Below are 12,974 nucleotides of genomic sequence, written 5' to 3'. Positions count from 1 at the left end.
TCCAGTCGCCCTCCCAGCAACAGTCCAGCTGCCACGTCGTCCATTGGATGCTAGCATTCGTTTGAGTTTCTGTAGCCAGAGGGAGCAGTGTGATGACTCCCCAAGCCCCCAGGCGAACGTCCTCAGCCCACGAACACGCCGCCGGTGAACGCCGGGAAGGCGTCGAAGTCTAGAGCGGTCGCCGTGCTGCCAGCCGTCAGGGTACGGCCGAAGTAGGCCGTCACCCGACTGCCCGACCCGCTACCCGACCCGACGACCAAATCGGCCTTCGTATCGCCATCCAGATTCTTGACGACCACCCGGATGCCCCCACGGCTGCTTGCGTCCCCGCCAAAGAAGTTGACGAGAGGCACATACTGGTTTACTAGAAGACTCTTGCCGTCGAACGCCAGCACCCGTGGGCCACCGCCCGGCCCGCCGCCGACGACCAGGTCCGCAACCCCGTCCCCGTTAACGTCTCCGGCCGTTACGAACACACCGTTCCGCAGCGTTTGTTCGAACGCGAAGAAGTCGTTGAACAATTTCACCAGCGGACCCGCCAACGACTTGCCGTCGAACGCGGCCACCCGCGGCCCGCCGCCGAACCCGGCTACTACGACCAAGTCGCCGACCCCGTCGCCATTCAGATCGGCGACCGTCGCCCTTGCCCCGCCGCGGAAGTTCGGGTCGTCGATGCCAAAGAAGCTGACCCGCTTGACGTACCCGTTGCCCGAGTATACGTCCACCCGTGGGCCGCCCCCCTCGTCCGGGGTGACGACGAGGTCCGGCACGCCGTCTCCGTCCAAGTCGCCGGCGGCCACGTACACGCCGCCGGTGAAGGAAGCCTCGAACGGGTCGACGGCGAAAAGAACCGTCCCCGTGACGCCGTCCAAAACGACGACGTGCGATGAGCCACCCGGTCCCGTACCGGCCACGACGTCGGCCACTCCGTCGCCGTTAAAGTCGGCCGCCGCCGTGCGGACACCGCCGGCAAAGCTTTGGCCGAACGGGCTGACGGTGTAACGAACGGAGCCGTCCCGATTGTACAAAGTGACTTGCCCAGCGCCCTCGTCTGCCCCGGCCGAGTATTCCGAATACCCGACCAGCTGAGTTTTCTGGGCCCCCAGCGGGGCGGTGGTGTAGGTGAACTGGTCGGCCGGGGACGCCGCCGACGCCCCGCCCGGGCCGACCACCACGACGTCTACCGCCCCGGCCCCGGCCGGGGCCGTCGCCGTCAGCTGGGTGTCGGACACGACCGTGAACGCGGCAATCGTCGACCCGAACAGGACGGCCGTGGCCCCCGTGAACCCCGACCCGGTGACCGTCACCGCCGACCCCCCGGCCGCCGGCCCGGCCCCCGGGGACACGCCGGCCACCGCCGGCGGGATCGCCCCCAGCGGGGCGGTGGTGTAGGTGAACCGGTCGGCCGGGGACGCCGCCGACGCCCCGCCCGGGCCGACCACCACGACGTCTACCGCCCCGGCCCCGGCCGGGGCCGTCGCCGTCAGCTGGGTGTCGGACACGACCGTGAACGCGGCAATCGTCGACCCGAACAGGACGGCCGTGGCCCCCGTGAACCCCGACCCGGTGACCGTCACCGCCGACCCCCCGGCCGCCGGCCCGGCCCCCGGGGACACGCCGGCCACCGCCGGCGGGATCGCCCCCAGCGGGGCGGTGGTGTAGGTGAACCGGTCGGCCGGGGACGCCGCCGACGCCCCGCCCGGGCCGACCACCACGACGTCTACCGCCCCGGCCCCGGCCGGGGCCGTCGCCGTCAGCTGGGTGTCGGACACGACCGTGAACGCGGCAATCGTCGACCCGAACAGGACGGCCGTGGCCCCCGTGAACCCCGACCCGGTGACCGTCACCGCCGACCCCCCGGCCGCCGGCCCGGCCCCCGGGGACACGCCGGCCACCGCCGGCGGGATCGCCCCCAGCGGGGCGGTGGTGTAGGTGAACCGGTCGGCCGGGGACGCCGCCGACGCCCCGCCCGGGCCGACCACCACGACGTCTACCGCCCCGGCCCCGGCCGGGGCCGTCGCCGTCAGCTGGGTGTCGGACACGACCGTGAACGCGGCAATCGTCGACCCGAACAGGACGGCCGTGGCCCCCGTGAACCCCGACCCGGTGACCGTCACCGCCGACCCCCCGGCCGCCGGCCCGGCCCCCGGGGACACGCCGGCCACCGCCGGCGGGATCGCCCCGGTTGGGGGAATGATGATCGGCGGAGAACTGCGATCTGATACCGATATTTCGACCGCGGCCGACGTAACCATCTGGTTTCCGACGGTCGCAGTCAAGCTTACCGGCCCGGCCGCGGTGGCGGTATACGTGGCGGTGTATGTGCCATTGTTGTTGTCTGTAACGGCCCCGATGTTCCCCTCACCGACGGTGATAATAAAGGCGACCGGAAGGCCCCCGGCCGTCTCTTGGTTGCCGTTGGCGTCCCGAGCGGTCAGAGTGAGGGTCGTTGTGCCGCCAACTATCAGCGCCGCAGCGGCGGCAGACATCGTCGAGGCTTTTAAATCGGCCAGCGAGGTGAACTTCTGCCGGGCACTCCAGGCCGTCAGGTTGCCGGCCGCGTCGGTCGCCCGCACTTGCCAGGTGTAGGCGCGGCCCGGCATGAGCGGGGCGGGCACGGTGAATGCCGTGTCGGCGACGGGCGTCGGTGGGACGACGTAATTGAGCGTCCCCCCGGAGGCGTCGAACACGACCACCACGTAGCCGGCCGCCCCGTTCGCGGGGGCCCACGTCAGCGTCGGGGTGTCGCCGACGACCGCGGGGGTGGCGTCCGGCACCGGGACGGCGGCGGCCGAGACCGGCAGCGCGACTCGGAAAACGTCGGCGGCCACAGCCAGGCTAGCGTTGCCGGCCGAGTCGACGGCCGTTACGGTCCATTGGTAATGGTGGCCGTCGGTCAGTGCCAGGGGCAGGTAGCTCGTGGCCGTCACGAGTTGCCCGGCGACGACGGTCATGCCGGTCGTCGTGTCAATCAGGGTCAGGGCGTACCCGGCCAATCCGGCCACGCCCGTCACCGCATTCCAGGCCAGAGTAGGTGTGTCCGTTGCAACTATGTTCCCGACGGGGGTGAGGGTCGGAGCCGGGATGTTGGCCTCGACGGTAAAGACCTCGAACTGGGACGGATCGCTGACATTACCGGCCGCGTCCGCGGCCGTCACCGTCCAACGGTACAAGTCGCCAGCCTGTAAGGGGAGACCGAATTGATAGTTCGTACCGGTGACCGGTAGGTTCGCGGTGAGCGTCTGCTTGTGGGTTTCGTCTGTGACCGTGAGGGCGTAACCGCTGGCCCCCGGGACCGCGGCCCACGACAATACCGGTGTTGTCGGCTGCACGCTCACCGGCAACGGGTGCGGCGGTGCGATCAACTGGACGGTGAAGTCCGCCTCGGAGGCTGCCCCGACGTCGATCGATACCCCCGACACGTACCATCGGTACGCGTGGTTGTTGATCAGTTTGACGCCTGCGGCTCCGAGGTCATACGAGGAGGAACGGTCGAACTTGCCGAGAACAAACCCGCCGGCAGTTTCATCGAACAGATAGAGGTAATAACCTTGAATATTGTTGGCGGGCAGACTGCACGTCCACGACAGTGTTGGGGTGAGGGTGGCGATGGTCCCGATCGGACCGGTCGGTGTGACGATCGGTAGGTAAGAGGCGGCCGGGCTAGCGACTCCAAAATCGGTCGGGGCGGACGCCGGGCTGACATTTCCGGCCGCGTCGTAAGCCACCACCCACCAGACGTACGCCTGACCCTGTTGAAGACCGTAAGCCGCGCCTTGGCCGGTGTAGGTGAAAGACGTGCCGGACACGGGGATTGGGGCGATTGCAGAAGAGTTAATGTAAAGCCCGTACCCTGTAGCCCCGGGTACAGCCGACCACCCAAACGTGGGGGTAGTGGTCGCGATCAAGCCGGTCGGACCGGTCACCGTAGGAGCAATTAAGGCACCCGTCGCCCCGGCGACTGCCACCGTAAATTTAGCCGAGGCGAACACACGTTGGTCCACCGTCGTCGGCACCCCATTCTGGAGGATACTATAGTACGGTCCGCAGTTCACGGTCCACTGGTAGGTGTGCCCGCTCGGCAACGGGACGGGCAGGTCGTAGGCGTGTCGGCCGCTCGATCCGTCTATCCCTAACTCACTGATTACCGCCCGGCCGGCGGTCACGTCGTACACACTCAAGGAGTAATTCTGGTAGTTGAGCGGCATAGGCGTCCACTCCAGGTGCGGGGTGGGCGTCGTCACGGTGGCGTTGGCGGACGGCGCGGTCAGGGCCAGCGTGCTGGTGACGTTCACGTAAAATCCGAGCGGTGCGGACGGCGGGTTTGCGACCGGTTGGCCGCCCGAGGACGTGATCGCTTGCACCTGCCAGGTGTACCCCCGGCCGTTGACCAGCGGGGTGGTACTCGTCCAGGTGGTGGTCGTCAAGCCCGTGGCCGACGCCGCCGTCTGGTGCGATACGGCGTCCGTGACGGTGATGTTGTACCCGGTCGCCCCGGCCACGGCCGACCACCGGAACGTGGGGGTCAGGGTAGCGACCGCGTCGTTGACCGACGGGTCTTCCGGGTACGGGGTGGCAGAGGTGACAGAAAAGATACCGATCGTTCCCGTCGCCGGGGTGCCGACCGCCCCGATGACCGGGTACGCCTGCACCTGCCAGGTGTAACTTGCCCCCGAGGTGAGAACCCCAGCCGCCGGGGTGTAACTTGTGCCGGAGGCAGTCGTGTTGATCACGGTCGCCCCGTCCGGCCCGCGGACGGTGATCCGGTAGAACCCGGCCCCGGCGGACGCCGCCCACTGGAACGTCGGAGTGGTGCTAGTCTGGGTCGTCAGCCCGTTGGGGGCGATGAGGGCCGGCGGTAGGCACGCCTGGGCCAGGTTGGCCGCCACGGCCGACGCTTTGGGCGTCCCCAGGCCGGTCACCAAATCATACCCCGGGCCGGCCGGGAACCCGTTGTTCCCCTGAGTCACATCGTTGAAGCCGACGGCACCCAGTTGGCCGACGCGGCTGAGCCCGTCCAGGGCATACAGGTCCGTCATCGCCTCCCGGTCGCGGAGGGTGTCCCGGCTTTGGGCGAGGCGGCCGTTGTTGGCGTCGGCGATCAGGCCGGCCATGAGCGGGGCCGACAGGCTCGTGCCGCCCAAGGAAATCCACGGGGCGGCGGACCCGAAGTCGAACGAGTCGTACACCGCGACGTCGGTGCTGGCGTCCAGGGCGACATCAGGGATCGTGCGGCGGGTGGTGCTCTGGGTGACGGTGCCGCGCTGGTAGCTCGGCTGGCCCTCGTACTGGCTGATGCCGCCGCCGCTCCCTCCGTGGTTTAGACCGGTCGGCCCGCCGGGCGGGTTGCTCCAACCCGTCTCACCGACGTAATTCCCCGACGCATCCACACTCAGATTCGTCCCGCCGACGGCGAGCACGTTAGGCGAGTAAGCCGGATACCCGCCCGGCGCCCCATTGTCGCCGGTGCTGGCCACGAAGGTGATGCCGGTGTGCCCGGCCGGGGTCGTGAACGTCCCGTCGTAGTTCGCCTCCCCGTTGAACTCGCTCAGTCCCCAGCTCATCGACACAGCGGTCACGTAATCCTGCTGGCGGGCATATTCGACCGCCGTATACAGGTCGTCCGGGTCGGCCTCGACCAAAAGGATGGTGGCCTTCGGGGCCATGACGTGGACCCACTCCACATCTAGGGACGTTTCGATCCCCCAGTCCCCCCGGGGGGCGACCGGGGTGCCGTCCACGTTGACCGTGTATAGGTACGGGTCGGACAGCCCGAATTGTTGGTCGAAGGCGTGTAAGTCGCTGGCGATGTTCGGGTCGACGTAGGCGTCCACCACGGCGATCACCTGACCGGCCCCATCGCCCACGATCCCGCCCGGGAAGGAAACTTGGTCGGCCCCGTATGCGTGTCGCACCTGAGTCGGTGTCAACCCAGTTGGAGTTGCCGTGGTTGCAAACGAGCCGCCGTCGGCTGGACCGCCGGGCCGAAGGATGGGAGTAGGCACTGTCCCCCACCCGCTGACTGGCGTTAGTCTGGATTCTAGTTGCTCCACAGTACAGTGAACGAGCAGCCAACGACGCATGGGGTGCCTCATCTAATAGTTTTAATCAAAAGATGAGCGGATTGGAGAAGATGATAGCATTGCGAAGGTAATCGGTCCAACCTGAACTTGATTAGTCCCCTTTACCATCGATACCGCGACCGGTCCACTTCGATCGCCCTTACTCTCGTGATGCTAAGTACCGTGTCCGTTCGAAGAGATACCAGAAGACCGGTGGCTGCCCGTATGGGATCGGCCCCCTATACGGCAGACCAGTACATCCCAGGCGCCTGGCCTATAGTGGACCCCGAAACTGGGGCCGCCAGGTAAGCTACTCTGGCGGCCCTCGGAGGTGGTCTCGATGACGGCGAAGCGGAAGACCCACACGGCAGCCTTCAAAGCCCAGGTCGCTCTAGCCGCGGTGAAGGGCGACAAGACGGTCAACGAGCTCGCCGCCCACTTCGGCGTCCACCCGACCCTCATCCACGGGTGGAAGAAGCAACTGCTGGCCGGGGCCGAGGCCGTGTTCGCCGCCGGAGCGAAGGCGGCCATGCCGGGCGACGACAAGACCCCCGAACTGTACGAGCAGATCGGCCGGCTCAAGGTCGAGCTCGACTGGGTGGAAAAAAAAGCTGCGACGTTCGGCTGACGACCTGCGGCCGCTGATCGACCCCGCCCACGCCGACCTGAGCATCCGTCGGCAGTGCCAGTTGGTCGGGCTCGGCCGGGCCACCTACTACCGGGGACCGGCCGAGGAGTCGGCCGACAACTTGGCCCTCATGCGGCTGATCGACGAGCAGTACACGGCTTGCCCGTTCTACGGCAGCCGTCGGATCACCCGCTGGCTCGTTCGGCGCGGCCACCCGGTGAACCGCAAGCGGGTCCAGCGGTTGTTGCGGGTCATGGGGTTGGAGGCCATCCACCCGAAGCCGAAACTGTCGGCCGGGCGGGGCCACAAGGTGTACCCGTACTTGCTCCGCGGCGTGCCGATCGACCGCGTCGGGCAGGTGTGGTCGGCCGACATCACGTACCTGCCGCTGCCCGGCGGGTTCGTGTACCTGGCGGCCACGATCGACTGGTTCAGCCGGTACGTGGTCGCATGGCGGTTGTCCAACACGCTCGACGGGGCGTTCTGTCGGGACATGCTGGACGAGGCGTTGGCGGCCGGCACGCCGGAGGTGTTCAACACCGACCAGGGCGTACAGTTCACGGCCGGGGCGTGGGTCGAGCGGGTGGAGGCGGCCGGGGTGCGGGTGAGCATGGACGGCCGCGGTCGGTGCCTGGACAACGTGTTCGTCGAACGGTTGTGGCGGACGGTGAAGTACGAGGACGTGTTCCTGCGGGGGTACGAGACGGTGCCCGCGCTGGAGAAGGGGCTGGCGGCGTACTTCACCTTCTACAACGAGGCCCGGTTGCACCAGGCGTTGGGGTACAAGACGCCTGCCGAGGTGTACCGGGCCGGGCGGTCAAAAGAGCCGGCGAAGGTGTAGCTAAGATTCGTCGGTTTTTGGTCTCGCAAACGGGGTCCACTATAGCCGCCACTTCGGCTACCCACAATTTTCGGTCCGATTCGGTAGTTCGGGACTGGTTTTTCAGCCGGAGGTATTCCTATGAGAGCTGTTTCGAAAGGTTCGTGCTTCGCATGAACACAGTATTTTCCGTGAGCCACGTCGATAGAGCCTCTCGGCAACCAATGATCCGGCGGTATGAGAAGACAGAGAGGTTCCCGTGAACAATTTTGTGAGAATGCAGAGTCTGTCAAGGTTGAATTGTCCGAGTTCTGTCCGAGATAGCGTAGTAAACGGACGAAAACCGACTAAAGTACTGGAAGCCGGTCCACACTGGGCCGACCGGCAATCGCGTTGTTGATGCTTGATTTCTAAGGTAATTGGACGGTTCACCCGCAACAAGCATCGGTGTACAGCACCGAACTACGGAACCGAAGGTTAGAGGTTCGACTCCTCTTGGGTGTACTTGAAAACAAGGGATTTTTGAAAAAATCCCCGCAAACTGCCAAAGAATTCGGTCGGCCAGAAAGCACGAAACCGCCCGGGCCGTCCCCAACAACGACTCCGGGCGGTTTCGTGCTTTCGTTTGGCCGGTCACTTCGGGACGAGAACCCCTGCCAGCTTCTTGAACAATTCGTCCGAGGCGAACGCTTTCTGGGCGTCGAGTAGTGGCGTCGCGCCGTGTCGGCAAGTCACCCGAACGTCCAGCACATCAAGGTCGAGAACGGAAAGGGCAAGCCGTTCGGGCGATCATTCCGGGTGAAGCTATGGCCCACGCTGGTATTCATGAAGGACGGGCGGGTGGTGAGCGAACTCGCCCGCCCGCCGTCAGAGGACATCGCCAAGGGGTTCGCAGAGTTGGCAGAATCACCCATCAATGCGCGTCGAACATCGAGTTCACCGCCGTGAACGCCTTGTCGAAGCCCTCACCATTGATTGCGTTCCGGAACGCCTCGCACTCCTTGACGACCGCTTCCGTCGCATCCGGCTTCTTGGTCAGGATGTCCATCACCCCGGCGATGAAGACGGCCAGCGGCACGGCACGAGGGTCGGTCGCCTGCTGAGGGCCAGCGAGTTCCGTCTGGACGTAAGGGGGCGGGAGTTCGATCACCTGCACCTTCGTGCCCTGGAGTTGGTGGCGCAAGGACTGGGTGTACGAGTGCAGGAACGCCTTTGTCGCCGAATAGGTGGGTCCGGCGGCCAAGGGCACGAACGCCAGCCCCGACGACACGGTGATGACCGTCGCCTTCGGCTGCTTCAGCAAGTGGGGTAGCAACGCGGAGTTCAGCCGGATCGGCCCAAGGACGTTCGTGGCGACCATCGCCTCGGCGTCGCTGACGTCCTTCTGCTCCTTCAGATTCTCCATCCGGGCGATCCCGGCGTTGTGAACGACCGCGTTCAGCTTCGGGAAGTCGGCGATCACCTTTTCAGCAAACGTCTTCACGCCCGTAGCGTCTTCGATGTCGAAGGGGAGTGACTTCATGCCCGGATTGGCGGCCGTCACCTGATCCAGCACGTCCTTCCGCCGGCCCGAGATGATGACCTGGTTGCCGAGCTTGTGGAACGCCTCGGCGAGCCCGCGGCCGATGCCGGAGCCGCCGCCGGTGATGAGGATCGTGTTGCCTTTCATGTCCATCGCAAAACCTCCGTAGGATGTGTCTCCGACATGCTACGCCCGCCAGTTCCCACGGGGAAGAAGGCACTTTGAGGTGCTATACTGACCCGACGGAGAGTGACTTATGCGGAAAGAAAAGACCTGCATCCCCGCGCCTGCCGTGGACGCCCTCGTCCGCGAGGTGATCGCTCGGGTGGCGGACAAGTGGACCATGCTCGTGCTCGGGGCCTTGGAGGAGCACGGCACCCTCCGCTTCACCCGGTTGGCCGAGTTTGTCGAGGGCGTGAGCCAGAAGATGCTCACGAAGACCGTCCGGCAGATGGAAGCCGACGGTCTGGTCACTCGAACCGTCCATCCCGTCATACCGCCGCACGTCGATTACGCCCTCACCCCACTCGGCAGGAGCTTGGGGGCGGCATTCTGCGGCGTGTGGAAGTGGGCGGAGAAGAACCACGCGAAAGTCGAAGCCTCTCGGAAGGCGTTCAGCAAGAAGCATTCGGGCTAAACGAACTGCCGCTTCAGGAACTCGACCAGCGGCTTCGTCACCGCGTCCCCCGCGTCGATGAACTGCCAATGGGGGAAGGTCGCCGCGCAGCGGCGGGTGGGGAGTCCCGTTGCCGACCGACGGCAAGGAATGCCGGCCTCACGGCCCCTTCAGCGATTCCAGGTACGCCACGACCGAGGCCAGCTCGGCCACCGTCAGGTCGTCCACCAGCTTCTCCGGCATGGTCGAGAGCTTGCTCGCCTTGCGGCCGTCCAGGTCGGCCTTCTTGATGACGATACTCGCTCCCGTGCCGTCGCGGACCTCGACCTCCTGCCCGCCTTCCTTGACGATGAATCCGGTGATCGACTTGCCGTCGAGCGTGTCGAAGATGAACGTCTCGAACCCCTGGGCGAGCTTCGCGCTCGGCTTCAGAATCGATTCGAGCACCTCCGCGCGGCTGTACTTCTTCCGCACGTCGGCGAGCATCGGCCCCTTCAGGGGCTCGTTCGCGGCGACGGTGTGGCAGTTCGCGCAGCCGATACGGCCGAACAGCTTGGCCCCCAGTTCCGCCGTGCCCGGCTCCTTCTCGGCGGCGGCCATCACGTCCTCGTACTTCAGTGTCCCGATGGTCGGCTTGCTGGCCGCGGTCAGGTCGAGCTTCATCGCCCGGGCGGCGTCCTTCGCCGCGGTTGCCAGCGTTGCATCCCTTCCGGCGGCGAGCTTGCGGAGCTGCGGGGCGAAGCTCGTCAGCCCGAGGCGGGCGATCGCGCGGAGCAGCGGCTGTGCGGTCTCGGCCTTCGCCCACCCGGCGGCCACGACCGCTTCCGCGGCCTTCTTCGCCTTGGCGTCGCCGAGGTTGCGGTCGGCGATGCCGGCGAGCACCCCGTAGGCGAGTTCCCGCTTAGCGGGCGAGACGTCTTCGACCAGCTTCGCATAGAACGCCACCTCGCCGGATCGCTTGCCGTCGCGGGCGTATTCGAGCCAGACCGTTTCGAGTTCGCTCGGCAGTTTGTCGCCGGTGAGCACGTTCAACAGGGCGGCGCGGGCGGCGGGAATCTTCGCCAGGCCGCGGGCCGCGGCGGCGCGGAGGGCCGGCGCTTCCTTCGGGTCGGCGGCCGCGAGCGTGAGGACCGGCACCACGTCCGCCGGCGGCGTGCCGCGGGCGGCGAGCACCTCGACGACCACCTTGCGGAGGCCGGCGTCCTTCATCGCGCCGTCGATCAGCGCCTTCGTCGCCTCGGGCAGATCGACGCGGTGGCGGATCAGTTCCGGGAGCAGCCACTTGAGCGATTCGGCGTCGGCCTTCACGAGTTCCGCTTTCAGCGCCGCGCCGATCTTCTCGCTTTCGCTCCACGATGCCATCTTGTAATACGGCCCGACGGTATCGGGGCGGGTACTCCACCACTTGCCGTCCCACGGTGCTTCCTTCTGGTAGAGGCGGGCGATCGCGACGATCAGCCCACGCTTGCGGGCCACGTCCGGCGAGGCGTTCAACCGCTTCAACAACCCCTCGACCACGGCCGGTTCGTGCATCGCTTGCAGCACCCGCAGCGCGCCCGGCACGAACGTCGTCTCCGCGGAATCCAGCGCGTCGAAGCAGACGTCCGACGCCTTCATTGCGACGAGGGCGTTGATCGCCAGGTGCGCGACGACCGGGTCGGCGTCGGCGACCAGCGGAAGCAGGTTCCGGGCGGTCGCCTTGTCGCCGATCCGGGCCAGGCCGATCGCGGCCTGCTCACGCACTCGCGGGTTGGAATTGCCTACGGCTTTCACGAACACTTCGACGGGAGCTTTGCTGCGATCTTCCGGGGCGTCGGCGAGAACGCGGAGGGCGTATTCGCGGAGCGTGTCGTTCGCGGTGAGTTTGACGAGGAAGTCGTTCGCCTTCGTTCCGACAAGTTGCTTCGACGTACACATCGCCGCGATCTTCGCCGGCAGCGGGTTCTCGCCGGCCGCGATGGCTTCGAGGCCGGCCAGGAACGCGGGCGTCGCCCCGCGCCGCAGAATTTCGCGTTGGGCGTAGACGCGCATCGTCGAACTCGGCGACGTGATCGCGTTCACCAACTCCGCATCGCTCAGCTTCTTCAGGTCGGGAAACGGCTTGAGCTTCCAATCCTTCGGCGTGAGGCGGGCCACGAAGCCGACGTCCGGCCGGCTGAAGTCGAAGCCGCCGTCCTTCCAACTGCTGACGTACAGCCGGCCGCTGCCGTCCACGTCGAGGTCGGTCGGGCGGGGGAAGCGGAAGGAATTGTCCGCCTCGATTTTGAACGTCGATCCGTCGGCCTTCAGCGGGTGGCGGGTGACGGCCCCCGCGCCCCATTCGCAGAAGAGGAGCGCGTTCGTGTACGCCTCGGGGAAGCCGGGTTCGTCGAGGAAGAGCGCGCCGCACGGCGAGCCGCCGCCGTAGTCCGCGAGCGGTTGAATGATCTCGTCGTTGAAGTTCTTGAACAGCCGCGGGTACCCGTAGTGCCCCGTGGCGTGAATGTGGGAAACGCGGACGTTCCAACCGCCGCCGTCGTTCGTGTTGTCGCGGGTGAACAGGTCGAGCGTCGGGCTGACGGCCACGTCGTAGATGTTCCGCAGGCCGCCGGCGACGAGTTCGAGGCCGGTGCCGTCGGGTCGAATCCGCACCACGCCGCCGCCGTGGAGTTGCAGCGTGCGGCCGTCCTTCCCCTTCGCCTCGATCGCGCCGTAGTCGCCGACCGCGATGTAGAAGAAACCGTCGATCGCGTAGCGGAATCCGTTCGTGGTGTGGTCGGCGCCGCGGAACTTCAGGTCGAAGCCGAGGCCGGTGAGGACGTCTTCCCGGCGGTCGGCGACGCCGTCGCCGTTGTCGTCGTGGTAGGCGGTGATGAACGGCGGGTGAAGCACGTACAGAGTCTTGTCGTTGTCCCACCAGAGGCCGCGGGGACTTTCCACCTCGCAGAACGTCTTGAACTCGTCGGCCTTGCCGTCGCCGTCGGTGTCGACGCAGCGGACGACCTTCCCCTTGTTCGCCTTCGCGCCGAGGGAGCCGTTGAGGTCGACACCGACGAAGAGCGCGCCGGTCGGCGACGCCGCGATGCACGTGGGGTACGAGACGTCCGGCGGGGCCGCGAAGAGGGAAACGTCGAACCCGGCGGGGGCCTTGACCCCGACAAGCGGATCGCCCCCCTTGGGGGTGGCCTTGGCTTTTCCCTTTTGAGCGGAGAGCGGACCCGGGGTGGAAAGCAGGCAAACGGCGACCAATCCGAGGACGCCGAATAATATGCGAACGGGACGGAGGGGCACGGCATACTCCGGGAAACTTCACGCGAAGGGCGGGTGGGTAGTTGTAGATTACGAAA

5 protein-coding genes are annotated in these 12,974 nt (G+C 66.6%); 2 read left to right on the top strand and 3 right to left on the bottom strand.

Going from position 1 to position 12,974, the window contains the following annotated elements:
* Positions 1-122: 122 nt before the first annotated feature.
* A complete protein-coding gene (locus tag PX52LOC_RS09980; protein ID WP_168218900.1) occupies positions 123-5,915 on the bottom strand; it encodes an IPT/TIG domain-containing protein in 5,793 nt (1,930 codons plus the stop codon).
* A 487-nt stretch (positions 5,916-6,402) separates the two neighbouring features.
* On the opposite strand from PX52LOC_RS09980, the gene PX52LOC_RS09975 reads away from it, so the two are divergent.
* Positions 6,403-7,531, top strand: a protein-coding gene (locus PX52LOC_RS09975; protein WP_390637001.1) for an IS3 family transposase whose coding sequence is annotated in 2 segments (ribosomal slippage) — positions 6,403-6,663 and positions 6,665-7,531 — 1,128 coding nt in all. Because the reading frame shifts where the segments join, the coding sequence is not laid out codon by codon here.
* Positions 7,532-8,423: 892 nt separating this feature from the next.
* On the opposite strand, the gene PX52LOC_RS09965 is transcribed toward PX52LOC_RS09975, so the two are convergent.
* Positions 8,424-9,185 (bottom strand): SDR family oxidoreductase, encoded by a 762-nt coding sequence (locus PX52LOC_RS09965; RefSeq protein ID WP_149109958.1) that lies wholly within the window; start codon positions 9,183-9,185, stop codon positions 8,424-8,426.
* A 103-nt stretch (positions 9,186-9,288) separates the two neighbouring features.
* Between PX52LOC_RS09965 and PX52LOC_RS09960 the strand changes: the two genes are divergently transcribed.
* Positions 9,289-9,669 carry a winged helix-turn-helix transcriptional regulator gene (locus PX52LOC_RS09960; protein WP_149109957.1) on the top strand — a complete coding sequence of 127 codons (381 nt, stop codon included), beginning with the start codon at positions 9,289-9,291 and terminating at the stop codon, positions 9,667-9,669.
* A gap of 138 nt (positions 9,670-9,807) precedes the next feature.
* Here the strand turns inward: PX52LOC_RS09960 and PX52LOC_RS09955 are convergent, their stop codons facing one another.
* Positions 9,808-12,918 (bottom strand): DUF7133 domain-containing protein, encoded by a 3,111-nt coding sequence (locus PX52LOC_RS09955; RefSeq protein WP_149109956.1) that lies wholly within the window; start codon positions 12,916-12,918, stop codon positions 9,808-9,810.
* Between the last annotated feature and the right edge of the window lie 56 nt (positions 12,919-12,974).

Origin of the sequence: Limnoglobus roseus, from assembly GCF_008254045.1 — a bacterium.
Taxonomy (GTDB): Bacteria; Planctomycetota; Planctomycetia; order Gemmatales; family Gemmataceae; genus Limnoglobus; species Limnoglobus roseus.
The sequence above is the reverse complement of the archived record's forward strand: the minus strand, read 5'-3'. Positions and strand labels throughout refer to the sequence as shown.

What these genes read in the sequence shown, in the direction of transcription:
- PX52LOC_RS09965 (WP_149109958.1), bottom strand. Translation starts at nt 9,185, where the DNA reads ATGGACATGAAAGGCAACACGATCCTCATCACCGGCGGCGGCTCCGGC.
- PX52LOC_RS09960 (WP_149109957.1), top strand. Translation starts at nt 9,289, where the DNA reads ATGCGGAAAGAAAAGACCTGCATCCCCGCGCCTGCCGTGGACGCCCTC.